This is a genomic window from Pseudomonas ovata (assembly GCF_003131185.1).
GTDB lineage: Bacteria > Pseudomonadota > Gammaproteobacteria > Pseudomonadales > Pseudomonadaceae > Aquipseudomonas > Aquipseudomonas ovata.
In genome coordinates, this window is sequence record NZ_QFFU01000030.1 from 26,181 (window position 1) to 49,211 (window position 23,031).

At 62.2% G+C, this 23,031-nt stretch carries 20 protein-coding genes; 12 read left to right on the forward strand and 8 right to left on the reverse strand.

Annotated features, from left to right (window positions below; genetic code table 11):
- Positions 1-153: 153 nt before the first annotated feature.
- A complete protein-coding gene (locus tag DGA31_RS26390) occupies positions 154-1,020 on the reverse strand; it encodes a LysR family transcriptional regulator (RefSeq protein WP_056837879.1) in 867 nt (288 codons plus the stop codon).
- Positions 1,021-1,122: 102 nt separating this feature from the next.
- On the opposite strand from DGA31_RS26390, the gene DGA31_RS26395 reads away from it, so the two are divergent.
- The 3 genes from DGA31_RS26395 to catA all read left to right on the forward strand — a co-directional run bounded on the left by DGA31_RS26395 (position 1,123) and on the right by catA (position 3,603).
- The gene (locus DGA31_RS26395; protein WP_109514498.1) at positions 1,123-2,247 is read left to right on the forward strand and encodes a muconate cycloisomerase family protein; all 1,125 of its coding nucleotides are present in this window, start codon (positions 1,123-1,125) and stop codon (positions 2,245-2,247) included.
- 24 nt (positions 2,248-2,271) lie between these two features.
- Positions 2,272-2,562 (forward strand): muconolactone Delta-isomerase, encoded by a 291-nt coding sequence (gene catC, locus DGA31_RS26400; RefSeq protein ID WP_056837883.1) that lies wholly within the window; start codon positions 2,272-2,274, stop codon positions 2,560-2,562.
- A gap of 111 nt (positions 2,563-2,673) precedes the next feature.
- Complete coding sequence (gene catA / locus DGA31_RS26405) at positions 2,674-3,603, forward strand: catechol 1,2-dioxygenase (protein ID WP_056837884.1); 930 nt, start codon at positions 2,674-2,676, stop codon at positions 3,601-3,603.
- Here the strand turns inward: catA and DGA31_RS26410 are convergent.
- Positions 3,600-5,222, reverse strand: coding sequence for a phosphoethanolamine transferase (locus DGA31_RS26410; protein ID WP_109514499.1), 1,623 nt, complete (start codon positions 5,220-5,222; stop codon positions 3,600-3,602). The genes catA and DGA31_RS26410 overlap by 4 nt on opposite strands.
- Positions 5,223-5,521: 299 nt before the next feature.
- On the opposite strand from DGA31_RS26410, the gene pmrG reads away from it, so the two are divergent.
- Positions 5,522-6,136, forward strand: a complete 615-nt coding sequence (gene pmrG, locus DGA31_RS26415; RefSeq protein ID WP_109514500.1) for a lipopolysaccharide core heptose(II)-phosphate phosphatase PmrG — start codon at positions 5,522-5,524, stop codon at positions 6,134-6,136.
- Positions 6,136-6,954 (forward strand): phosphatase PAP2 family protein, encoded by an 819-nt coding sequence (locus DGA31_RS26420; RefSeq protein WP_109514501.1) that lies wholly within the window; start codon positions 6,136-6,138, stop codon positions 6,952-6,954. The genes pmrG and DGA31_RS26420 overlap by 1 nt, the downstream gene beginning before the upstream one ends.
- Here DGA31_RS26420 and DGA31_RS26425 read toward each other — a convergent pair.
- Together DGA31_RS26425 and DGA31_RS26430 are read right to left on the reverse strand one after the other, a co-directional pair.
- The gene (locus tag DGA31_RS26425; RefSeq protein ID WP_109514502.1) at positions 6,938-8,572 is read right to left on the reverse strand and encodes a phosphoethanolamine transferase; all 1,635 of its coding nucleotides are present in this window, start codon (positions 8,570-8,572) and stop codon (positions 6,938-6,940) included. The genes DGA31_RS26420 and DGA31_RS26425 overlap by 17 nt on opposite strands.
- A 297-nt stretch (positions 8,573-8,869) precedes the next feature.
- Positions 8,870-9,544, reverse strand: a complete 675-nt coding sequence (locus DGA31_RS26430; RefSeq protein WP_056837890.1) for a response regulator transcription factor — start codon at positions 9,542-9,544, stop codon at positions 8,870-8,872.
- A 254-nt stretch (positions 9,545-9,798) separates the two neighbouring features.
- Here DGA31_RS26430 and DGA31_RS26435 point away from each other — a divergent pair, with 254 nt between their 5' ends.
- On the forward strand, positions 9,799-10,506 hold the full coding sequence (locus DGA31_RS26435) for a phosphatase PAP2 family protein (RefSeq protein WP_109514503.1): 708 nt from the start codon (positions 9,799-9,801) through the stop codon (positions 10,504-10,506).
- Here the strand turns inward: DGA31_RS26435 and DGA31_RS26440 are convergent.
- The gene (locus tag DGA31_RS26440; RefSeq protein ID WP_109514504.1) at positions 10,500-11,417 is read right to left on the reverse strand and encodes a LysR substrate-binding domain-containing protein; all 918 of its coding nucleotides are present in this window, start codon (positions 11,415-11,417) and stop codon (positions 10,500-10,502) included. The genes DGA31_RS26435 and DGA31_RS26440 overlap by 7 nt on opposite strands.
- 289 nt (positions 11,418-11,706) lie before the next feature.
- Between DGA31_RS26440 and DGA31_RS26445 the strand changes: the two genes are divergently transcribed.
- The 5 genes from DGA31_RS26445 to DGA31_RS26465 all read left to right on the forward strand — a co-directional run bounded on the left by DGA31_RS26445 (position 11,707) and on the right by DGA31_RS26465 (position 17,245).
- Positions 11,707-12,456 (forward strand): SDR family NAD(P)-dependent oxidoreductase, encoded by a 750-nt coding sequence (locus tag DGA31_RS26445; protein WP_056837894.1) that lies wholly within the window; start codon positions 11,707-11,709, stop codon positions 12,454-12,456.
- A gap of 103 nt (positions 12,457-12,559) precedes the next feature.
- Complete coding sequence (locus DGA31_RS26450; protein WP_109514505.1) at positions 12,560-13,858, forward strand: MFS transporter; 1,299 nt, start codon at positions 12,560-12,562, stop codon at positions 13,856-13,858.
- A gap of 18 nt (positions 13,859-13,876) precedes the next feature.
- Positions 13,877-14,737, forward strand: coding sequence for a transketolase (locus tag DGA31_RS26455; RefSeq protein ID WP_109514506.1), 861 nt, complete (start codon positions 13,877-13,879; stop codon positions 14,735-14,737).
- The gene (locus DGA31_RS26460) at positions 14,734-15,747 is read left to right on the forward strand and encodes a transketolase family protein (RefSeq protein WP_109514507.1); all 1,014 of its coding nucleotides are present in this window, start codon (positions 14,734-14,736) and stop codon (positions 15,745-15,747) included. The genes DGA31_RS26455 and DGA31_RS26460 overlap by 4 nt, the downstream gene beginning before the upstream one ends.
- 283 nt (positions 15,748-16,030) lie before the next feature.
- Positions 16,031-17,245: an aldose 1-epimerase family protein gene (locus DGA31_RS26465; RefSeq protein ID WP_109514508.1), complete on the forward strand. Its 1,215-nt coding sequence runs from the start codon at positions 16,031-16,033 to the stop codon at positions 17,243-17,245.
- A 43-nt stretch (positions 17,246-17,288) separates the two neighbouring features.
- Here DGA31_RS26465 and DGA31_RS26470 read toward each other — a convergent pair whose 3' ends face one another.
- The 3 genes from DGA31_RS26470 to DGA31_RS26480 form a co-directional block, all read right to left on the reverse strand.
- Complete coding sequence (locus tag DGA31_RS26470) at positions 17,289-18,374, reverse strand: aldo/keto reductase (RefSeq protein WP_109514509.1); 1,086 nt, start codon at positions 18,372-18,374, stop codon at positions 17,289-17,291.
- A gap of 274 nt (positions 18,375-18,648) precedes the next feature.
- Positions 18,649-20,343 (reverse strand): alpha-keto acid decarboxylase family protein, encoded by a 1,695-nt coding sequence (locus tag DGA31_RS26475; RefSeq protein WP_109514510.1) that lies wholly within the window; start codon positions 20,341-20,343, stop codon positions 18,649-18,651.
- The gene (locus DGA31_RS26480) at positions 20,330-22,087 is read right to left on the reverse strand and encodes a flavin monoamine oxidase family protein (protein ID WP_109514511.1); all 1,758 of its coding nucleotides are present in this window, start codon (positions 22,085-22,087) and stop codon (positions 20,330-20,332) included. The genes DGA31_RS26475 and DGA31_RS26480 overlap by 14 nt, the downstream gene beginning before the upstream one ends.
- 382 nt (positions 22,088-22,469) lie before the next feature.
- Here DGA31_RS26480 and DGA31_RS26485 point away from each other — a divergent pair, with 382 nt between their 5' ends.
- Positions 22,470-23,021 carry a hypothetical protein gene (locus DGA31_RS26485; RefSeq protein ID WP_152035084.1) on the forward strand — a complete coding sequence of 184 codons (552 nt, stop codon included), beginning with the start codon at positions 22,470-22,472 and terminating at the stop codon, positions 23,019-23,021.
- The last annotated feature ends 10 nt before the right edge of the window (positions 23,022-23,031 follow it).

Genomic DNA, 23,031 nt, shown 5'->3' on the forward strand with positions numbered 1-23,031 from the left:
GTTGGGGGGAGAAAAGGACTGGCCCCAACCCTGTCAGGCGCCACCGACCGGATTGATGTTGCCCCAGGGCTCGTGCCTCCCACAGGTTTGATGTGGCACTGGATTTCGGGTCTGGCATCGGACTGTACCCTGCTCACGCTTGTATGATGCCCGCTACATCTCCTTGACCTCGCGCAAGCACTGCCTCAATAACTCTGACCCATCCCCGGCGCGCCAGCTGATCACGATCGGCGAGGTCGCGCTGCTGTCGAGCAGCTCGCTGTAGCCAATGTCATCGCGGTGCAGGCGCTGCACCGAGGCGGGCACCAAGGTGATGCCGATGCCGGCCGCCACCAGCCCGATGGCCGTCTGCAATTCATTGACCGTTTGCACCACGCGAATCTTCAGGCCCTGGCGATTGAAGATGCCCAGCACATGGTCGGCGTAGCTGGGCCGTGGGTTGCCGGGATAGAGCACGAACGGCTCGGCGGCCAGGCGTTCCAGGCTGACCGGGCCGGCCAGCAGCGGGTGGCCGGCGGGCAGGGCGGCCACCAGTGGGTCTTCGCGCAGCACTTCCTGGGTGATGGCCGGATCGTCGAACAGCATGCGCCCGAAGCCGATGTCGATGCGGCCGCTTTTCAGCGCTTCGACCTGCTGCAAGGTGATCAGCTCCGACAAGCCCAGTTCCACGTCGCCAAAGCCGCGCAGGCGACGGATCAGCTCCGGCAACTGGCCGTACAGGGTCGAGGGTGCAAAGCCGATGCCCAGCCAGCGCTTGCTGCCGCTGGCAACCCGGCGGGTATCGTCGCTGATGCGCTTGAGCTGCTCGAGCAACTGCGCCGAATGCTCGTGGAAAAACCGCCCGGCCTCGGTCAGGCGCAGCGGCCTGGAGCGCTCCAGCAGTTCCACGCCCAGTTCTTCTTCCAGTTGTTGGATCTGCCGGCTCAGCGGCGGCTGGGCGATGTTTAACTGCTCGGCGGCGCGGGTGAAATTCAGGGTCTGGGCCACGACTCTGAAGTAACGCAAATGACGCAGCTCCACGATACCTCCTGGGTATGAAGCAAGACTTAATCAATATTGGACCCTGTGCGCCGACAGCGTCAATCATGCAGCCATGATCACCCTGACGAGCCGGACAGCCCCATGACCGCCGCGATAACAATAGAAAGCTTTGAAACCCTGATTGTCGACCTGCCGACCATCCGCCCGCACAAGCTGGCCATGCACACCATGCACGGCCAGACCCTGGTGATCCTGCGCATCCGTTGCAGTGACGGCATCGTTGGCGTCGGCGAGGCCACCACCATCGGCGGCCTGGCGTATGCCGGCGAAAGCCCGGAAAGCATCAAGGTCAACCTCGACACCTGGTTCGCGCCCCTGCTGATCGGCCAGGACGCCAGCAACCTCAATGCCGCCATGCAACGGGTCGACCGTGGCATTCGCTGCAACACCTTCGCCCGCAGCGCCGTGGAAACCGCCTTGCTCGATGCCCTGGGCAAACGCCTGGGCCTGCCGGTGGCCGAAGTGCTCGGCGGTCGGGTGCGTGATGGCGTCGAAGTGGCCTGGACCCTGGCCAGCGGCGACACCGGACGCGACATCGACGAAGCCGAGCAGATGCTCGACCGCCGCCGTCACCGGCACTTCAAGCTCAAGATCGGCGCTGGCGATGTCAGCCGCGACATCGCTCACGTGGCCGCGATCAAGAAAGCCCTGGGCGACCGCGCCAGCGTGCGGGTCGACATCAACCAGGCCTGGAGCGAAGCGGTGGCCATTGCCGCCAGCCGCCGCCTGGCCGACGCCGGTGTCGAGCTGATCGAACAACCGCTGTCGCGTTTTGACCGTGCCGGCATGGTGCGCCTCAACGCCCACAGCCCGATCCCGCTGATGGCCGACGAAGCCATCGAATCGGTCCAGGACAGCTTCGCCCTGGCACAACAGGGCGTCGCGCCGATCTTCGCCCTCAAGATCGCCAAGACCGGTGGCCCGCGTGCCGTCCTGCGCACCGCCGCAATTGCCGAGGCAGCCGGTATCGGCCTGTACGGCGGCACCATGCTCGAAGGCAGCATCGGCACCCTGGCCTCGGCCCATGCCTTTGCCACCCTCGACAAGCTGGAATGGCACACCGAACTGTTCGGGCCTTTACTGCTGACCGAGGACATCCTGGTCGAGTCGCCGGTGTACCGCGACTTCCAGTTGCTGATCCCGACCACACCGGGCCTGGGCCTTGAAATCGACGAACAACGCCTGGCGCGCTTTGCGCGTCGTTGAACCTGAACGAAAAGGAACCTCACCATGCTTTTTCATGTGCGCATGACCGTCAAACTGCCGGCCGACATGCCCGCCGAGCAGGCCGCCCGCCTCAAGGCCGATGAGAAGGAACTGGCCCAGCGCCTGCAGCGCGAAGGCACCTGGCGTCACCTGTGGCGCATTGCCGGGCTGTATGCCAACTTCAGTGTCTTCGACGTGCCGGACAACCAGGCGCTGCACGACACCCTGATGCAATTGCCGCTGTACCCGTACATGGACATCGAAGTCACGCCGCTGTGCCGGCATCCGTCTTCGGTCCACGACGACGACCGTTGATAAGGCTTCGTTTGCAGGAGCGGCCGGGCGGCGAACCGCGCCAGCCGCAAACCGCTCCAGCCGCGATTACGCACCACGCCTGAACAAGAATAATGACGAGGAAAAGCCATCATGACCGTACGCATTGCCCACACCGCAGAAGTGCAGAAGTTCTTCGAAAACGCTTCGGGTTTTGACCAGGAAGCCGGCAACCAGCGGATGAAAACCGTGGTTCACCGCATCCTCACCGACTCGATCAAGATCATCGAAGACCTGCAGATCACCCCGGAAGAGTTCTGGAAAGCGGTCAACTATTTCAACGAACTGGGCTCGCGACAGGAAGCCGGCCTGCTGGTCGCCGGCCTGGGCCTGGAGCACTACCTGGACCTGCTGCTGGACGCCGAGGACGAACAGGCCGGCCATGTCGGCGGCACCCCGCGCACCATCGAAGGCCCGCTGTATGTGGCCGGCGCTCCGCTGAGCCTGCATGAAGCGCGCCTGGATGATGGCACCGACGCCGGCACCCTGCTGTTCATGCAAGGCCAGGTCCGTGATGTCAACGGCCAGCCGTTGGCCAACGCCATCGTTGACGTCTGGCACGCCAACACCGGCGGCACCTACTCGTACTTCGACCCTTCGCAGTCCGAATTCAACCTGCGCCGCCGCATCCAGACCGACGACCAGGGCCGCTATCGCTTCCAGAGCATCGTGCCCTCCGGCTACGGCTGCCCGCCGGACGGTCCGACCCAGAGCCTGCTCGATCAATTGGGCCGTCACGGCCAGCGTCCGGCGCACATCCACTTCTTCATCTCGGCACCGGGCCACCGTCACCTGACCACCCAGATCAACCTGGACGGCGACCCGTACCTGCATGACGACTTCGCCTACGCCACCCGTGATGAGCTGATTGCCAAGATCGACTTCATCGACGATGCCCAGCGCAGCGCCGCACGCGGCGTAGAAGGGCGCTTTGCCGAGATCGAGTTCGACTTCGAGCTGCAACCGACCGAGCAGACCGAAGAAGAAAGCCGCCGCGAACGGGTTCGCGCGCTGGAAGCCTAACGGCCACGGCACGCTGCAAATAGATCCAGATCCGGGTCATATACCTGGGTCTGGACCCCCAACAAGCCCAGCATCGAATGAAACAGGTTGTCCTGGCTCAGCGGCTTGTTGCGTTCCTTGATCAGGCAGCGGGTATCGATCCCGAATTCAGCCTGATAATTCTCCGAAAACCACGCCAGCATCGGCACATGCCGTTGTTGCTCCGGTGCCAGCATGTACGGCGTGCCGTGCAAAAACAGGTTGTACTCGCCCAGTGATTCGCCATGGTCAGACAGGTAGAGCATCGCCGTGTCGACCTTGTCCTGATTGCGCCGCAGCACATCAATCAGGCTGGCCAGTACGTGGTCGGTGTACAGCAGCGTGTTGTCGTAGGCATTGACGATACTTTCACGCGAGCAGTCGCTCAGTGCATTACTCTCGCACACCGGGGTGAACTTCTCGAACGCCTTTGGATAGCGCTTGTAGTATTCCGGGCCGTGGCTGCCCATCTGGTGCAAGACCAGCACGGTGTCGCGCTGCAAGTGGTCGATATCGACCTGTACATCGCGTAACAGAATCTCGTCGCGGCATTCATTGTCGGCACACAGTGTCGGGTCTTTCATGTTGCTGACATCCTGGAACTGAACCCGGTCGCACGTGCCTTTGCAGCCCGACTGGTTATCCCTCCAGATCACATCGAAACCGGCACGTTGCACTACATCCAGCAGGCCTTCGCGGTTTTTGGCCGTAGCAGCGTTGTAAGACTGGCGGCCCATGCCGGAAAACATGCACGGCACGGAGACGGCGGTTTCGGTGCCGCACGAATGCACATCGCCAAACGCGATGACATCGTTTTCGCGGGCCAGTTGCGGGGTGGTGTCACGGGAGTAGCCGAGCAGGCCGAAGTTCTCGGCACGGGCACTTTCACCGATCACCAGAACGGTCAGGGATTTACGCGAATGCTTGTCCCATTGCGCCGTGCGCCGCGCATCTTCGCCAAGGCGGTTAAAGGGCTGTTGAGCGCTGCTGACTTGTTCGCGTACATAGCTGAACGTGGCGCTCAGATAGTTGCTGGGGGTGACCAGCAGGCGCAACTCGTGATGGTTGCGAAACAGCGATGACAGGCCTTGATAGTTGAGCAGTGCGACCGTACCCAGCAGCAGTGCGCAGCCCATGCCGATCAAGCCTTTGAACAGCAGTTCGCGGGGCCAGGGGCGATAGTCGACAGGGGTTTTCCAGAGCAGCCACGAAGGCAATACACCCAGCAGGGCCATGTATAAGAACAGCCAGGGGGACATGAGCCCGAGTACTTCGGTGGTGTTGGTTTCTACCGTATTACGCAACATGCCGATATCGATCACGATACCGTACTGGTTCATGAAATAAGTAATGGCCGAACTGATCATGAACAGGCTGATTAACACCGGTTTGAAAATCCGTTTAAACGCCACCAGTGTCAACACGATATTAAACACGCACGCCACCATGAGCGCGAACGAGGCCCGCACTAGCAGGCCGGTTGTATCGGCGGAAGTAATATCGAAAAGATGCCGCCACAACGGCAGGTTAAAGGCGATCAGCAAGAACACACTGGCGAGCGCGGTCACCCGCTCGGGGCGCACCGGTTTAATATCAGGCATGGGAATGACTCAGTTGGCGATGCCGCGCACTGTAGGGAGGGATTTATCAAATTTAAGTGAAAAGTCCGCCAACGAACTATCACGTTACTGACATCGTTCTTGCCGGCTGTATGGGCGGGAGACGAATCATCCCGCCGGACCTTTTTTTCACATCGTATTGACCCGTCTGAAACAGCGAGCGCCTTAACGTGCCGGCCATTGTGTTCTTGAACAGGAGCCACGCGTTGGCCAGTCATATTGCTTACAGTCCTTTGTCCGGTGTTTTACAACGACGCGCCTGGCGTCCCGGTCGCCTGACCATGGTCATGGCGCTGGCCGTCGCCGTGGTCACGCTGGCCGCCTTGGTCGGCTGGTGGCTGACCTCGACCACGGTGATAGACCTGAGTCGTAGCGGATCGGCCTGGTCGGGTTTGCAACAACAATGGCAACAAGGCCGTGTGGTGGTGATGATCCGCCACGCCGAGCGTTGCGACCGCTCTGCCGATGCCTGTCTGGGCCCGCTCGATGGCATCACGATCAATGGCCAATACGCCGCCCAGGCGGTCGGCGCAGGCTTGCAGGCGCTGGGCCTTGACCACGCCCGCCTGCTGGCCAGCCCCATGACCCGTACACGCCAGACCGCCGACCTGATTGGCGGCCGGCATGTGGCGGCCCAGGTCTGGGTAGGCAAATGCGAGTCCGACTTCAAGGACGCTGTGCTGGTGCACAAGAAGGCCCATGAAAACCTGGTGCTCATGACCCACAGCGGTTGCATCGATCAATTCGAGCGCAAGATGGGCGTGCGTGCCGGCCAGCGCTCCAGTGACTATGCCCAGGCCGTGTTTGTGCAAGTGGACGGCGTGCATGCACCGAGCATTCTCGGTGAGCTCGATGCTGCGCAGTGGGCCCGGGTCACGGGCGGGAGCATCAACTGATGAACGTCTCTACAGCGCGCTGGGCGTTTTATCGCACGTACCTGGGGCTTCCGCTGTTGCTGGCCCTGGCAGTCTTTTTCGTCTTCGACCTGACCGCTCTGGACCGCTCCATCAGTGACCGGTTGTACGACCCGGTCAGCGGTTTTGTACTGGAACACAACCGCTTGTTTGAAAACATCACCCACCGTTGGGCCAGGATCCTGCCTGACTGGACAGGGGAGTTTGCGCTCATCGGTGCGCTGTTGTCGTTTGCCTGGCCGCGGCTTAAAGCCCACAGCAATCAATGGCCGGTGCGTGTATCAGGTACGTTGCAGTGGTTTTTCCTGCATCGACGCGACTTCCTTTTCATTGTTGTGGCCTTTGCGCTGAGCACCGGGCTCATCCATTACCTGAAAAGCCACACCAGTGTGTATTGCCCGGTCGAAACCACGCTTTATGGCGGTGCCGAGCTGCACAGGGCCTGGTTCGACAACTTCCGGTGGTTTGCAGAGGCCGGTGCCGGCCGCTGCTGGCCGGGCGGGCATGCGTCCAGCGCATTCAGTCTGTTTGCGCTGTACTTCGTGGCCCGCCGGCATCGCTGGCAACGGGCCAATACCGTGCTGGTCATCGTGATGGTGCTGGGCTGGGTGTATGGCACCACACGCGTGTTGCAAGGCTGGCACTATGTCTCGCACACGCTGTGGTCGGGGATTTTCGTCTGGCTCGGTACGCTGCTGGTGGCCTTGCTCTTTTACGGACGCCCGGCCTTGCAAGCGCCGGCCCGGCCTGCCAGCACGCAAGCCGAGCCGCTGACGGGGGTGATCAGCCCTTTGCCTTGACGTTGCGGCACTGGGCAAACATGTCCAGCGGCTGGCTGTAGACGTCGGTGGTGACGCTGAGCAACCCGAGCATTGAGTGAAAGAGGTTGTCCTGGCTCAAGGCGTCGTTGCGGGTCTTGAGCAGGCAGTCGGTATCGATGCCGAACGACTGCCGGTAGCTGTCGGAAAACCACGCCAGCATCGGCACATGGCGCTGCTGTTCCGGCGCCAGCATGTATGGCGTGCCATGCAGGAACAGGTTGTATTCCCCCAGCGATTCCCCGTGGTCCGACAGGTACAGCATGGCCGTGTCGACCGTACCCTGGTTCTTGCGCAGGATGTCGATCAGGCTGGCCAGCACATGGTCGGTGTACAGCAACGTGTTGTCATAGGCATTGACGATGCTGTCGCGCGAGCAATCGTTCAGGGCGTTGCTCTTGCATACCGGGGTAAAGCGTTCGAACTCGCTCGGGTAGCGCTTGAAGTAGTCCGGACCGTGGCTGCCCATCTGGTGCAGCACCAGCACGGTGTCGTGCTGCAGGTGATCGATGTCGGCCTGCAGGTCGCGCAGCAGAATGGCATCCCGGCATTCGTGGCCGGCGCACAGGCCGGCATCCTTCTCGTTGCTGACATCCTGCACGGTGACCCGATCGCAGGTGCCCTTGCAGCCTGACTGGTTGTCACGCCAGATCACGTCGTAGCCGGCACGCTTGAGCACATCGAGCAACCCTTCCTGGCGGCGCGCCGTGGCCGCGTCATAGTGCTTGCGACCCATGTTGGAAAACATGCAGGGCACCGAGACGGCGGTTTCGGTGCCACACGAGTACACGTTGCCAAAGGCAATCACATCGCCTTCGCGGGCCAGCTCGGGCGTGGTATCACGGGCGTAGCCCAGCAGACCGAAGTTCTCGGCCCGTGCGCTTTCGCCGATCACCAGCACGGTCAGGGATTTGCGCGGGTGCGCCAGGGCATCGGCACTGCGCCGGGCATCGGCGCCCAGCGTGTTGAACGGTGCCTTGGCCGACACGATTTGTTCGTGGGCATAGCTGATGGCGGCGCCCACGAAATTGCTGGGTACGATCATCAGGCGCAGTTCGTGGTGATTGCGCAGCAACGATGACAGTCCCTGGTAGTTGAGCAAGGCCACCCCGGCCATCAGCGCCGCGCAGGTGATACCGATCAGCCCCTTGCTGAGCAACTCGGCCGGCCAGCGGCGGTAGCGGATCGGCATTTTCCACACCAGCCAGGACGGCAGTACGCCCAGCAGGCCCAGGTACATGAACAACTTGAACGAGAGCAGGTCGAGCACTTCGGTGGTGTTGGTTTCGATCAGGTTGCGAAACATGCCGGCGTCGAGCATGACACCGTACTGGTTCATGAAATACAGCACGCCCGAGGCCAGCATGAATAACACCACCAGCACCGGTTTCAACACCCGCCTGAAGGCAACTAATGTCAACAGCAGGTTGAACACAATAAACAGCAGGGTAGCGAATACCAAGGGCAATAAATAACCGTTGCTGTCGGCGCCGGTAATACTGAGCAGGTGGTGCCACAACGTTGTATTGAAACCGGTCAGCAAAAAAAGACTGGCGAGTACGGTGACAAACTCGGGACGAACGGGCTTGATATTCAACATGATGGAATACTGCGCAAGAGGGTGGCTATGGTGTTAAACGTAGTGCGGTGTTATCAGGTTCGTACGAATGAAACATGAGCGTTAGTGCAGGTGGGGCCGGTGCCGGACTGACACCACGCTGTTGCTCCGTGTTGTAGGAGCGCGCTTGCCCGCGACCGGCTGCGTAGCAGTCGTAAATTTTCAGCGTTTCCGAGATTTTGCGGTCATTCGCTGTAGATTTTCAGCGTTTCCGAGATTTTGCGAGCGCTAGCGCACTCGGTCGCGGGCAAGCGCGCTCCTACCGGTCCGTGCGATACCTCAAGCTGCACCCAGCTTGTAGCCCAGCCCGTGCACGGTGTGCAGCAGCCCGCATTCGGTCGTGCCATCCAGGGCGCGCCTCAGGATATGAATGTTGCTGCGCAGGCTGGCGCTCTTGGGACGGTCGTCGCCCCACAAGGCGTGCTCCAGTTCCTGGCGCCTGACCAGGTGCGGGCTCTTGCGCATCAGCAGTTCCAGCAGTTTCAGGTGCGAAGGGTTGAGCTTGATCGCGGTGCCGGCCCGATGCACTTCAAGGGTGTCCAGGTCCATGCGCAGGTCTGCCACCTGCAGCACGCGATGACCGCGCTGACCCAGGCGCCGGGCGACGATGGCTTCAAGCCGGGCCAGGACCTCGGTCATGGCAAACGGCTTGGTGACATAGTCATCGGCCCCCACATCGAACCCCACCAGGCGATCTTCCAGGGTGTCGCGGGCGCTGAGCATCAGGATGGCAACCTCAGAGCGTGAGTGCTGGCGCAGGCCGTGGCAGATCTTGTTGCCGTCGATGCCGGGCAACATGATATCCAGCACGATGGCGTCGAACGGCCGGGTGGCGGCCAGGTGCAATCCGCTCAAGCCATCCAGTGCGCCTTCGACTTCGTGCCCCCGGAGCTGAAAGAACTCCACGAGGTTGTCGTGAATATCACGGTTATCTTCAATCACAAGTATTTTCATTATCGTTAATGTCGTGTGCAGGCGTCGGCGAACGATCGGTCAGGCTGGAGATTAGTCAAAACAGCGTGCGGGCCGTGTCAATGAAATGTGAGAAAAATGTCATTTACTCTGAAACGGGTCTTGTCGGTCGTGCGCGGACACTTTTCTCACATCTCGTTCACTCAGGCTTCAGGATGTCATGCGTAGAGTTTGCACAGCAATCCTGAACGATGGCTGTTAAAAAATTTCCTACGCGACATTGCGGAGCTTCATGCATGACTGAAACAGTTCCGGTTACGGCTTCACGGCCTTTCAACTTTCATCTGTGGGCGGGCCTTGCCGTGGCTCTGATGGTGCTTTTGCTGATCTTTGACCCCACGGCACTGGACTTCGCGATCACCCGGCACTTCTATGTGCCGGGCCAGGGGTTTGTCGGCGCACACAGTTACTGGCTGGAAAACGTGCTGCATGACCGTGCCAAACAGGCGGTGATTGCACTGGTGCTGCTGGTGGCGCTGGGCTTTGTACTGAGCTGGCGGGTGGCGGCATTGCGCGTATGGCGTCGACCCCTGGGCTATGTGGTGCTGGCCATGGGGTTGTCGACGGCGATTGTCACCCCGCTCAAGGCCCTGACCCAGGTTCAATGCCCCTGGAGCCTGACCGAGTTCGGCGGTGTCGAGACCCACACGCCGCTGCTCAGCCCGCGGGCGCCCAGCCTCAAGCCCGGGCTGTGCTGGCCGGGCGGGCATGCGTCCACCGGGTTTTCCTTGCTGGCGCTGTTCTTCGCTCTGCGTGACCGCCATCCCCGCGCTGCACGTTGGGCCCTGGCGCTGGCCTTGGGACTGGGTGCGGTGTTTTCCTTTGGGCGCATGCTGCAAGGCGCCCACTTTCTGTCGCACAACGTCTGGACCCTGCTGTTGGACTGGCTGATCTGCCTGGCGTGCTATCGCGTGCTGCTGTACCGCCCGGCGCCGGCTCAATAACTGAAATCACCGCCCAGTTCGGTCTTCATCCATTCCAGAAAGCGCTTGACCCGCGGAAATCCGGCATGGGCCTTGGGGAACACCAGGTGGTGTGCGCTGATCGGCACGCTCAGGCGCTGCGGCTCGACCACCACCAGCTCGCCGCGCTCGATAAAGGCGCGGGCCAGCAGGGTGCTTTCCAGCGCAAAACCCAGGCCCAGGCGCGCCGCTTCCATCGACATGTACGAACGGTCGAAGCTTAACGAGTACGGGCTGTCGGGGCGCGACAGACCATGCATGGCGAACCATTGCGGCCAGTTGATCAGCGTGGCTTCGGACAGGATCAGCGGCGAACCCAGCAGGTCGGCGGCTTCATGCACCGGGCGCCTGGCCAGTAAGGCGGGGGAGGCCATGACCGCCAGGTGCTCGTTGCGCACGCTGCGCACTTCCAGCGTCGGCCAGTTCGGCTGGCCGTGGCGGATGTCGACGTCGATCTTGTCGCGGCTGAAGTGCAGCGATTCGTAGGAGCACGACAGATTGATCTGAATGTCCGGGTGGCTCTGGCGAAAGCTTTCGATGCGTGGCATCAGCCACAGAAACCCGAAGCTGGGCGAGGCGTGCAGGCGCAGGCAGTCCAGGCTGACGTCGCTGCTGGCGCGCTCGGTGGCCACGGCAAAGCTGTGCAGGATGCCGGAAATCTCCGCCAGGTACTGCTCGCCCACCGGGGTCAGGGTCACGCCTCGGGCATTGCGCAGGAATAACTGACGACCGATCAGCGCCTCGAGATTGGCCAGTTGATGGCTGACTGCCGACGGCGTGAGGTTCAGTTGCTCGGCGGCGCGGGCGACATTGCCAAACCGCGCAGTCTGCTCGAACGCCTGGATGGCCTTGAGCGGCGGCAGGTTGAAGACGGCGTCGGAGGGGGTGGGCATGGGGGTGTTTTCCTTGTGGTTTTCATGGGCCTGCAGGAGCGGCCGGGCGGCGATCCGCTTGCGCCGGGAAACAGGCGCCGCTTTGTCACGGCCGCCGCTTCGCGGCTAAAGCCGCTCCTGCATCAGGTTCGGTGCGAGGTGAATGATCGCCATGGCCGGGCAGCGAGTGCTGAATTTTTTTCAGCACTTGCTGAAAGGCACGATATTGCTCAGGCCTGGGGCGGGGCACAAGCTGTGTCCACGATTCGAAGCGAGTCGACCCTATAAAAACAATCGGGAGAATGCCCCCATGCTTCTGCAAGATAAAGTCGCCATCATCACCGGCGCCGCCTCGGCCCGCGGCATTGGCCGCGCCACCGCTGAAACCTTTGCCCGCCAGGGCGCCCGCGTGGTCATTCTCGACCTGGATCAGGCCGCTGCCCGCGACGCCGCCGCTTCCCTGGGCGAAGGTCATCTGGGCCTGGCCGCCAACGTCGCCGACCAGGCGCAGGTGCAGGCTGCCGTGGCCGCCGTGCTTGAACGCTTCGGGCGCATCGATGTGCTGGTCAACAATGCCGGCATCACCCAGCCGCTCAAACTGCTCGACATCGGCCACAGCGACTACGACAAGGTGCTGGACGTCAGCCTGCGCGGTACCTTGCTCATGTCCCAGGCGGTGATCCCGACCATGCGCCAGCAGCAATCGGGCAGCATCGTGTGCATGTCCTCGGTGTCGGCCCAGCGTGGCGGCGGCATCTTTGGCGGCCCGCACTACAGCGCCGCCAAGGCCGGCGTGCTGGGCCTGGGCAAGGCCATGGCGCGTGAACTGGGCCCGGACAACGTGCGGGTCAACTCCATCGCCCCCGGCCTGATCCACACCGACATCACCGGCGGCCTGATGCAGGATGAGCGCCGTCACGCGATCATCGACGGCATCCCGCTGGGTCGCCTGGGCCAGGCCCAGGATGTGGCCAATGCGGCGCTGTTCCTGGCCAGCGACCTGTCGTCGTACCTGACGGGCATTACGCTGGACGTCAACGGCGGCATGTTGATCCACTGATAAGCATGAAGCTCCAGCCGTAGCCGACCGGCCCGGTGACGATTCCTGTCATACGCGCCGGCCAGGATACGGCGGTCCATAACAACAAATAGAGCAGACCCTCATGACTACCCTGTCCCTTGAAGCGGCGGCGTCCGTGCGTACCAACGCCTACCGCAAGACCGCCTGGCGGCTGATGCCGTTTCTGATGCTGTGTTACCTGTGTGCCTACCTGGACCGTGTCAACGTCGGCTTCGCCAAGCTGCAGATGATGAACGATCTGTCCCTGAGCGAGGCGGTCTACGGCCTGGGCGCCGGCATGTTCTTCATCGGTTATTTTCTGTGCGAGGTGCCCAGCAACATCATCCTGCACCGGGTCGGCGCACGCATCTGGATCGCCCGGATCATGATCACCTGGGGCCTCATTTCGGCCCTGTTCGCCTTTGTCGAAACCGCCTGGCAGTTCTATGTGCTGCGCTTTCTGCTCGGCGTTGCCGAAGCCGGCCTGGCGCCTGGCCTGTTGCTGTACCTCACCTACTGGTTCCCGTCGTATCGCCGCGCCAAGATGACCGTGCTGTGGTTTGTCGCCATTCCGCTGTCGGGCATGGTCGGCGGGCCGCTGTCGGGCTGGATCATGAACGCCTTTGCCGGGGTACATGGCTGGGCCGGCTGGCAGTGGATGTTCGTCATCGAGGCCATTCCCACCGTGGTGGTCGGCCTGATGGTGCTGGGCTACCTCAAGGACGGCGTGCACCAGGCCACCTGGCTGACCGCCGAAGAAAAAGAGCTGGTCAACAAAGAGCTTGAAGAAGACAACCGGCAGAAGGTCACCCACGCCTCGGTCGGCGAGTTCATCCGTGATCGTCGCCTGTGGTTGCTGGCCGGGATCTACTTCTGCGTGGTCATGGGCCAGTACGCCATCACCTTCTGGCTGCCGACCCTGGTGCGCAACGCCGGTGTTTCCGACCCGCTGAAGATCGGCATGCTCACCAGCCTGCCGTACATGTGCGCCATCGTCGCCATGCTGCTGGCCGGGCGCAGCGGCGACAAGCATCAGGAGCGGCGCTGGCACCTGGTGATCCCGATGATCCTGGGGGCTGCCGGCCTGAGCCTGGCGGCCGCCTTGGGCGGCAACCTGTTGTTCTCGATCATGAGCCTGTGCCTGGCTGCGGCCGGCATCCTTTCAGCGTCTTCCTTGTTCTGGATGCTGCCCACCACCTTGCTTGGCGGTGTGTCGGCCGCCGCCGGCATCGCCGCCGTCAACAGCTTTGCCAACCTGGCGGGGTTCTGCTCGCCGTACCTGATCGGCTGGATTACCACCCAGACCGGCTCCAGTGCCATCGGCATGTACCTGATCACCGGTGTGCTGGTGTTCGGCGCCACGCTGGTGCTGCGGGTCCCGGCGGCGCTGGTCAATCGCTAATTCGAGGAGTTCACTGCAATGAGCGCTGAAATGTCATCCAACACCACGGTAAGCCTGGCCGAACGGGCCCATAACATTCGCCGCCATGCCTTGCTGATGGGCCAGGTCCAGGGCCAGGGCTACGTCGGCCAGGCGCTGGGCGCCGCCGACCTGCTGGCCGTGGCCTACTTCCATGCCATGAACCTGCGCCCGCACGACCCGGAATGGGAAGGCCGCGACCGCTTTTATCTGTCCATCGGCCACTACGCCATTGCCTTGTATGCGGCGCTGATCGAGGCCCGGATCATCCCGCTGGATGAACTGGACACCTACGGTGCCGACGACAGCCGCCTGCCGATGTCGGGCATGGCCGCCTACACGCCGGGCATGGAAATCACCGGCGGCTCGCTGGGGCAGGGCCTGGGCATTGCGGTGGGGGCGTGCCTGGGGCTCAAGCGCAAGGCCAGCCATTCGTTCGTCTACAACCTGCTGTCCGATGGCGAGCTGAACGAAGGCTCGACCTGGGAAGCGGTGATGTCCGCCTCGCACTGGAAGCTCGACAACCTGATCGCCATCGTCGATGTGAATAACCAGCAGGCCGACGGTCACTCCAGCGAAGTGCTGGCCTTCGAGCCCATCGTCGACCGCTGGCAGGCGTTCGGCTGGTTCACCCAGCGGGTGGACGGCAACGACCTGGACGCTCTGGTCAAGGCCTTCGACGCCGCCCGCGACCACCCTGGCGCCCAGCCACGGGTGATCATCTGCGACACGCGCATGGGCAAGGGCGTGCCGTTTCTGGAAAGCCGCGAGAAAACCCACTTCATCCGCGTCGACGAAAACGAATGGGACATCGCACTGGACAACCTTGATGCCGGGTTTCAAGCCGGGAGAACCGTATGAGTACCGTTAAGCACACCGCCGCCGAACCGGGCAAGAAACGCCTGACCACCTCGGCGATGATCGCCTCCATTGCCAGCGAAGGGCAGGCTACCCGTTCGGCACCGTTCGGTCATGCCCTGGCTGCGCTGGCCGAGCAGCGCCCGGAGATCGTCGGCCTGTCGGCAGACCTGTCCAAGTACACCGATCTGCACATCTTCGCCAAGGCCCATCCGGATCGCTTCTACCAGATGGGCATGGCCGAGCAACTGTTGATGAGCGCCGCTGCCGGCATGGCCCGCGAAGGCTTTGTGCCGTTCGCCACCACCTACGCGGTGTTCGCCTCACGGCGCGCCTATGACTTCATCTGCATGGCGATTGCCGAGGAGAACCTCAACGTCAAGATCGTCTGCGGCCTGCCGGGCCTGACCACCGGCTACGGCCCCAGCCACCAGGCCACCGACGACCTGGCGATCTTCCGCGCCATGCCCAACCTGATGATCGTCGACCCGTGCGATGCCCTGGAAATCGAACAGGCCGTGCCGGCCATCGCCGCCCACCAGGGCCCGGTGTACATGCGCCTGCTGCGCGGGAATGTGCCGCTGGTGCTGGACCGCTACGATTATAAGTTCCAGATCGGCAAGGCCCAGGTCATTCGCCCCGGCAACGACGTGCTGGTGATCGCCAGCGGCCTGATGACCATGCGCGCCCTGGAGGCGGCCGAGCAACTGCGCGCCGATGGCGTGGACGTCGCGGTGCTGCACGTGCCGACCATCAAGCCGCTGGACGAGCAGACCATCCTGGCCGAAGCGCGCAAACCGGGACGCCTGGTGGTCACGGCGGAAAACCACTCGATCATCGGTGGCCTGGGCGAGGCGGTGGCCGGCGTGCTGCTGCGCAACGGCGTGACCCCGACCTTCCGCCAGATCGCCTTGCCCGACGCCTTCCTGGATGCCGGTGCCTTGCCGACCCTGCACGACCGCTACGGCATTTCCACCGAGGCGGTGTGCCGGCAGATCAAGGGCTGGTTGTAGCCCACGAGCCTGACAGGCACCCTGGACCCTGTGGGAGGCGGCTTGCCGGCGATAGCGGTGGCACGTCCAGATCGAAGCCGGTGTCGACTCAGCGGTTTGCCGGCTCAGGCCCAAAGACGCTACAGGCCTCTACAAACGAAGCCCACCGCAAGGTGGGCTTCGTTTTTGTGCCGTGAAGTGGCGTCTGCCGGCTACACCGCCGCTGAAAATGGCGCTAGACTGCTTTTTCGCTGAATCGATTCACCTTCTTCGGCAAATCATAATTCCAAGAAAGGATCCGCTCATGAAACTGCTTTCTGTTGCCTCGGCCATTGCCGCCTTTTCCCTCAGTGCTCACGCGGTTGCCTGGGACTTTGTGCTGCTCGACAGCGACAAGCCCGCCAGCGATGTGCTTATTACCAGCGAGCAGCTTGGCGTCAAGGTCGACAAACCCTTTTCAATCAGTATGCGCACCTTGCATGGCGGCCGTCAGGAAGGCGTGAGCCTGATCGATATCGATAACGGCACGATGAAACTGACACTGGTGCCGACGCGGGGCATGAATGTGCTCAGTGCCCAGGTTGGCAACGCGCGCATGGGCTGGGATTCGCCGGTCAAGGAAGTGGTCAACCCGGCGTTCATAGAACTTAACGGTCGTGGCGGCCTGGGCTGGCTTGAAGGCTTCAACGAGCTGGTGACCCGCTGTGGTTATGAGTGGGTCGGCCATCCGGGCATGGACAACGGCGAGTTGCTGACCTTGCACGGTCGCGCGGCGAACATCCCGGCCAGCAAGGTGACCGTGCATATCGACCAAACCCCGCCGTATGCCATTCATGTACGTGGCGAGCTGAAAGAGCAGGCGTTCAAGAAAGTCGACTTCAGCGTGCAAACCGAACTGGTCACCGAACCTGGGGCGGCGCGTTTTGTGCTCAATGACACATTGACCAACAACGGCGATTACCCCAAGGAATACCAGGCGCTGTACCACAGCAACTTCAGCACACCGTTTCTGGAAGAGGGCGCTCGCTTTGCGGCACCGGTCAAACAGGTGTCGCCCTTCAACGACAAGGCCAAGGCTGACCTGGGCGACTGGCAGACCTATCGCGCACCGACGCCGGACTACGATGAAACCGTCTACAACGTGGTGCCCTATGGCGACGCCAAGGGCGATACCTTGACCGTGTTGCACAACAAAGCGGCCAGCCTCGGCGTTGCAGTGGGCTTCAATGTCCAGCAGTTGCCGGTGTTCTCGTTGTGGAAAAACACCGATACGCTCGGCCAGGGCTATGTCACCGGGCTGGAGCCGGGCACCAGCTTTTCCTACAACCGCCGTTACCAGCGGCCGCTGAACCTGGTGCCGACCATAGGCCCCAAACAACAGCGTCAGTTCAGCATCAGCTACGCCTTGCTGGCCGACAAACCGGCGGTGGACAAGGCCTTGCAACAGGTCACATCGATTCAGGACGGGCGTGCGACAGAAGTGCGGCAAGCGCCGTTGGTGGACCTGAGCAAAGAGTGATGACCCTGCGGGCCGGTGACGTGATCGGCACCGGCCCGTTTGTTCAGGCGCGGGGTTTGTCCTTGCGTGCTTCCAGGGTCTGGCGCTGCTCATCCAGGAACGGCTGCTCGGCCGGGTCGATACGGTCCATGCCGGCGATCACCCGGTGCCAGTACGGGTACAACGGCTGGCGCCGCGACACGTTTTCAATGCGTTGGGTCTGTTCGGGCGTCAGTTGCAGGTCGGCGGCGGCCAGGCTGTCTTGCAACTGTTGTTCATTGCGGGCACCGACGATCAGCGAGGTAATCCCCGGTCGATCCTTGAGCCAGGCCAGGCACACCCGTGCCACCGACACCCCGTGTTGCTCGCCGACCTCAGCCATCGTTTCGATGATGTCCAGTGCACGCTCGCGGTCGTGCACGTAGGGCTCCGGCCAGTCGTTGCCCTGCCGGGTGCCGGTCGGTGGCTGTTGGCCGCGGCGGGTCGAGCCGGTCAGCAGGCCTTCGCCCATCGGGCCCCAGACCAGCGTGCCCACCGACTGATCAATGCCCAGCGGCAGCAGTTCGTACTCGGCCTCGCGCGATTCAGGGGTGTAATAGATCTGCTGGGTGATGGGCTTGACCATCCCGTGCAGCTCGGCCTTGCCCAGCGTTTTCATCATCTGCCAGGCAGTGAAATTGCTGGTGCCGAAATAACGGATCTTGCCGGACTTGACCAGATGATCCAATGCTTCGAGGGTTTCCTCGATGGGCGTCAGGCCATCCCAGTTGTGCAATTGGTACAGGTCCAGATGGTCGGTGTTCAGCCGCTTGAGGCTGGCTTCGCAGGCACGGATCAAGTGGTAGCGCGAGGCTCCGGAGTTATTGGGGTTGTCGTCCAGCGGACTGCGCGCCTTGGACGCCAATAGAATGTCATTGCGCTTGCTGCCCAGTGCCTTGCCGGTGATTTCCTCGGCCAGGCCGTGAGAATACAGGTCAGCGGTGTCGATCAGGTTGACCCCGGCCTCGAACGCGATGTCGAACAGGCGCCTGGCCATTGGCACGTCAACGCTGCCGCATTTTTCGAAACTGTCGCGGCCACCAAAGGGCACGGTGCCAAACACCAGTTCCGAGACCAGCAGGCCCGAGTGGCCGAGTTGTCGATAGTGCATGTTGCCTCCCGTTTGCGTGGGTTACTCAGGGTCTGAGCCGCCTGGTACACACGGGTTCGCACTTTTTTATGAAAAAGACTTCAGGGAGCCGCTGCAGGGTCGGCTGATACCTTCAGGCTGGTTCGACACAGGCTTTGTGCAGCCACTGGACCTGAGCAGATCGCTTTTACAGCGGTAAGCCTCAGGCCCACAGGCACTGCGACCCTGTGGGCGGCGGCTTGCCGGCGACAGCGGTGGCACATGTACAGCCGTTGTCGCACGCGCCTGCAAAGGCTCAGACATCCTGATCGGTGGCCGAGGCCAGGGCCGCAATCTGGGGCGCCAGGTCGGTTCTCGGGATCACCACCTGGACCAGCGTGGTGTGTGGGCTGTCGAGCAATTGCGGTAGCAGCGTGCGCAGTTCGCCCAGGGTCGAGATCGTATGGCCCTGGGCGCCGAAACCTTGTGCCAGGGCCGGGTAGTCCCAGCTCGGCAGCACGTCGAATGGCGCGAAGTGGCCGGTCTGAAAGGCCGTGATGTCGACGAAGGCCTGCTCGATGGCATACACCTCATTGCTCATCACGAACACCACGGCGTTGATGCGGTTGCGCACCAGCGTCGACAGCGACTGGCACATCATCATGAAGCCGCCGTCGCCGGCGACCACGATGGGCCGTCGTGCACCGCCCATGGCCACGCCCAGTGCACAGCCGGTCTCATGGCCGAGCGAGCCCCAGATGGCCTCGGCCACAAAACTGTCGCGGGGCATCCACAGGATGTTACTGGCGGTATACAGCGACGAGCTTTCACCCAGAATCAGGGCGCTGTCGTCCCACAGGTCGTTCTGGTCGGCAAAAAAACTCAGCGCGTCGAGAAACACCTCATAGCCCAGTGGCGTGGTGTCCGGCAGCGGCGCCGGCCAGGCCGCATGCACGGTCAAGGGCTGTTCAAGGGCCGGGAAGTGGCCACACAGGCCCAGCGCGCTGCTCAGCGCCGTCAGGTAGCCGGGCAGGGCGATGTGCGGGTAGTACTGGAAGCCGGTGCGTGCCTGCGCGGTATTGACCAGGATGATGTTGCCAAAGTCGTTCTGCAGCAGGTTCAGGTAATCGTCGGTGAAGATCGCGCCCAGTGCCAGGATGCAGTCGACGCCTTGCATGTACGCGCGGGTTTCAGGCCGCGAGGCGGTGCCGGCGTAGGTGCCGATGAACAACGGATGGGCTTCGTCGAGTACGGTCTTGGCTTCCAGCGTGGTGGTGAACGGCAGGCCGGTGGCTTCGATCAGGCGCAAGGCCTGCTCCTGCAAGCCGAAGCGGGCAATCTCGATGCCGAGCATGATCACCGGCCGTGAAGCGGCGCGCAGGCGTTGCACCGAGGCGCTGACCGCCGCGAGCAGGGATGATGCATCGCAGGGGGTGGCCACGGCCCGCAGTTCACCGAGCGGCGCCGGGCACGCCTCGCCCCAGACGTTCTGCCAGGCCTCCAGGTAGATAGGCCGGCGCTCGCTGATCGCGGCGACCAGGGCCTTGTCGATCAGGGCTGGCGCGGTGCGGCTGTCGTCGAGCAGTTCACAGGCGACCGTGACGTTCTCGAACACCTTGCGCCCGACCTGCAAATCGCCGGTGGAGTGGTGAAACAGCACATCTTCGGAGCGGATCAACTGCCGGTTGGCCGCCGTGGGGCTGGCGCTGATCACCACCACCGGGTTGCGCTCGACATAAGACCCGGCGATTGCATTCAGGGCGCTGAAGGTGCCTACACCGTATTGCAGCGATACCGCGCCTATGCCGCGATAACGTGCGTAGCCGTCGGCGGCATAGGCGGCGCCCAGTTCGTTGATGTCACCGACCGCGTCGATATTCGGGTTGCGTGCCAGGGCGTCCATGAAGTGGGCGACATAATCGCCAGGCACCTGGAAAACCTTGTCCAGGCCCAGTTGCTCAAGCCTGGCCAGCAAGTAGTCGGCGACGGTGAACAGGTTATTGGTCGCCATTGCGGATTCCTTTCCAGGCAAACTCGGTGACCTTCTCGAGCATGGCTCTGGTGTCGCTACCGGGCACCGGCTGGCCGGGTTCGAAGCTGCAACCATAGGGCGTGGGCACTGGCAGCAAGGCATAGGTGTCCGGCAACCAGTCGGGACGGTCCAGGCCGAAAAATTCCTGCAGCGTCGATTCGGCCACGGTCAGTGCGCCTTCGACCCAGCCCTGGCCATAGGAGTAGGCCTCGCCGACGATATAGATCGACTGGTCCTCGACCGGGTTGCGCATCTGGCAGATGATCTGGTCGATCCGGTAATTGGCTTTCCATTCATGCCAGCCGCCGCCGTAAGGGTCGCTGTCCCACGCGTGGTAGACCGCCGAATACGGAGCCGGCAGCTCGACCTGGTCATGCAACCGGGTGACCTGCATCTGCGCGACCTTGACCATCTCGTCGCTCACCGCAAACTCGGTGCGCGGCACCACATGCTCGGCCTTGATCCTGCCGGCCAGGCTGGCGGGGGTGAACCCGGTGAACAGCGGGCCGTCTTCCAGGCCTTTCCAGAACGGCACGGTGCCCAGGTCGTTGTAGGAGGCCATCAGCAATGAGTTGAGGGTCGCTTCGCCACCTTCCTGCTCGCACTCGGTGCCCATGTAATACACCTGGCGAATCGGCAGGTCGGTGACCGAGCGCCCGGCCACCAGCCCCAGCGAGCGCCACCAGGGTTTTTCGTAGGCCAGAAACAGCTTGAAAGCCGACTGGATCAGCACCGAGCCCAGGTTGTTCTTCAGCCATGGGTCGCTGAAGATCGGCGCCTCGATCAGCTCCAGCGCGCGGCGCGGCATGGCGAGGATGATTTTGCGCGCCTTGACCACCTGGCTGCCGACGCTGTCATCGGTCTGGCCATCGACGGTGACGGTGCTCTGGAAGTGCAGCCGGTACGGGTAGACCGTGTCATCGGCGTAACTGATCGAAACCAGGCGCTGGTTCATCTGCACACGTTTTTCGCTCGGCAACTGGCCGGGCAGGTCGGAAAATTCACGTGCCAGGGTCAGCGGCAGGCTCTGGAAACCCTCGGCCAGGGTCAGAAACCGGATGGTGTCCTTGTATTCAGTGGCCGGCAACTGGGTCACGGCGCTGGCGTTGGCGACGTTGGCTTCATAGCCGCCAGCGTCCTTCATGAACTGGTAGCCCTCGTTGCTCATGACGCGATACAGCAGGTCCCAGAACCCGTACTTCCAGATCTCCTTGCCGAACACCTGCACTTGCATCTGCTGGCACAGGCTGAGGGTGTCGAAGCCTGGGTACACATAGTTCATGACCTTGACCTGCAGGTCCTCGGGGCAAAAACCACGCTCCGACCAGGCCAGGTCGTACGGGATCTTGTCCGGCGCCTCCTCGAAGTCGCGGTAGCGAAAACGCTTGCCGCGCAGGTAGAACAGGTTGTTCTTCGAGCCCACCGGCTCCGGCGCGCCCATCGGAAACGGCCGGGTCGCCAGCTTGAGGTGGTCGACCAGCGTGTCGACCAGCACATGGCCGTCTGCGCCCGGCATATAGCGCATGCCACCGACCTCAGCGACCACGTTCGGCAAACCTGGCAGGTTGATGCTGAACAGCCGCCCGCCGATCCGGTCGCTGTACTCGAACAGCACAATGTTCTGCGTGTCGCCATGTACCTGTTGCAGGCGCCAGGCGCTGTAGGTACCCGAGGCCCCGCCGCCGATAACGGCTACATCAAGTTCCAGTTCTTGAGGCGTCATGAAGATATCCCTATTCAAGGTAAAAGGAGGAGGCGCTGGGCGACCTGCGGGCCAGTATCGATGAGGACTTCGCGGAATGCCAATGTGCCATCATCGGGTGACGGTACGATGAAGCCGCACAGGAGGCGATGATGAAGAGAATTCACCTCGTGACGAGGTGGGTCGCTTTATCGAGGGGGAAAATGCAATTGAAAATGAAAAAATTTCCTGGAACGAACAGGAAAAAATAACGTCATGCTGGCCATTTCTTGCCGGAGTCGGCGATGCGTTGCCCCAATAAACAGCCGCTCCATGGCCCATTGCATCGGACCGGCAGCCCTGTCTGATCACCAATAGCCGGCCAGAGAAGCTGGCGCAGAAATTGCTGAATCTTCGTTGACCCATGAAAGTGGAAGTTAAATACCGCATCGAAGTGCAGGGAGCCGCTATGCCATTCAACGTTTCAAGTTCGTCGCCTATCAGTCTGCCAACCGCTCGTTCCAGAACACCCCGGGTAGACACGACGCCTGTAAGGGCAGATAAACCAAAGCCGGTCTTTACGCCGGCACACGCCACGGTGCCCGGTGCCGTATCCACCACGCCCAGCCAGGCTGCCCCCGTACAGGCCTATGCGCTTGCGGATTGGTTGAAGGGGTATGGGCGAGACCTCAGCAACGAAGTAGCACTGGGTCAGGCTGCAACCTATAGAGATCCCGCCAACGTCGGTTTCGACAATGCTTCCCCTGAAGAACAGGCCGAGTTTGCACAACTGACGCAAAAACACCTGCATCAACTGTATGAAGACAATGGCCTCCTGGAGGTTGGTACAAGGTTCAAGGCCCTCGCCTGCGTTCCGGGTTTGAATGAGCGCTTGCATCAGGCATTCAACGCGTCAGTCAGTTCGGACTCCAGGATGATGGCGTTGATGGGCAAGGCAGGGATTGAAACCGCCTGAGTCCAAACCG

Bases quoted from the DNA above. Each gene is read 5' to 3' on its own strand.
- DGA31_RS26395 (WP_109514498.1), top strand. From the start codon at position 1,123: ATGACCGCCGCGATAACAATAGAAAGCTTTGAAACCCTGATTGTCGAC.
- catC (WP_056837883.1), top strand. From the start codon at position 2,272: ATGCTTTTTCATGTGCGCATGACCGTCAAACTGCCGGCCGACATGCCC.
- catA (WP_056837884.1), top strand. From the start codon at position 2,674: ATGACCGTACGCATTGCCCACACCGCAGAAGTGCAGAAGTTCTTCGAA.
- DGA31_RS26410 (WP_109514499.1), bottom strand. From the start codon at position 5,222: ATGCCTGATATTAAACCGGTGCGCCCCGAGCGGGTGACCGCGCTCGCC.
- pmrG (WP_109514500.1), top strand. From the start codon at position 5,522: ATGGTCATGGCGCTGGCCGTCGCCGTGGTCACGCTGGCCGCCTTGGTC.
- DGA31_RS26420 (WP_109514501.1), top strand. From the start codon at position 6,136: ATGAACGTCTCTACAGCGCGCTGGGCGTTTTATCGCACGTACCTGGGG.
- DGA31_RS26425 (WP_109514502.1), bottom strand. From the start codon at position 8,572: ATGTTGAATATCAAGCCCGTTCGTCCCGAGTTTGTCACCGTACTCGCC.
- DGA31_RS26430 (WP_056837890.1), bottom strand. From the start codon at position 9,544: ATGAAAATACTTGTGATTGAAGATAACCGTGATATTCACGACAACCTC.
- DGA31_RS26435 (WP_109514503.1), top strand. From the start codon at position 9,799: ATGACTGAAACAGTTCCGGTTACGGCTTCACGGCCTTTCAACTTTCAT.
- DGA31_RS26440 (WP_109514504.1), bottom strand. From the start codon at position 11,417: ATGCCCACCCCCTCCGACGCCGTCTTCAACCTGCCGCCGCTCAAGGCC.
- DGA31_RS26445 (WP_056837894.1), top strand. From the start codon at position 11,707: ATGCTTCTGCAAGATAAAGTCGCCATCATCACCGGCGCCGCCTCGGCC.
- DGA31_RS26450 (WP_109514505.1), top strand. From the start codon at position 12,560: ATGACTACCCTGTCCCTTGAAGCGGCGGCGTCCGTGCGTACCAACGCC.
- DGA31_RS26455 (WP_109514506.1), top strand. From the start codon at position 13,877: ATGAGCGCTGAAATGTCATCCAACACCACGGTAAGCCTGGCCGAACGG.
- DGA31_RS26460 (WP_109514507.1), top strand. From the start codon at position 14,734: ATGAGTACCGTTAAGCACACCGCCGCCGAACCGGGCAAGAAACGCCTG.
- DGA31_RS26465 (WP_109514508.1), top strand. From the start codon at position 16,031: ATGAAACTGCTTTCTGTTGCCTCGGCCATTGCCGCCTTTTCCCTCAGT.
- DGA31_RS26470 (WP_109514509.1), bottom strand. From the start codon at position 18,374: ATGCACTATCGACAACTCGGCCACTCGGGCCTGCTGGTCTCGGAACTG.
- DGA31_RS26475 (WP_109514510.1), bottom strand. From the start codon at position 20,343: ATGGCGACCAATAACCTGTTCACCGTCGCCGACTACTTGCTGGCCAGG.
- DGA31_RS26480 (WP_109514511.1), bottom strand. From the start codon at position 22,087: ATGACGCCTCAAGAACTGGAACTTGATGTAGCCGTTATCGGCGGCGGG.
- DGA31_RS26485 (WP_152035084.1), top strand. From the start codon at position 22,470: ATGAAAGTGGAAGTTAAATACCGCATCGAAGTGCAGGGAGCCGCTATG.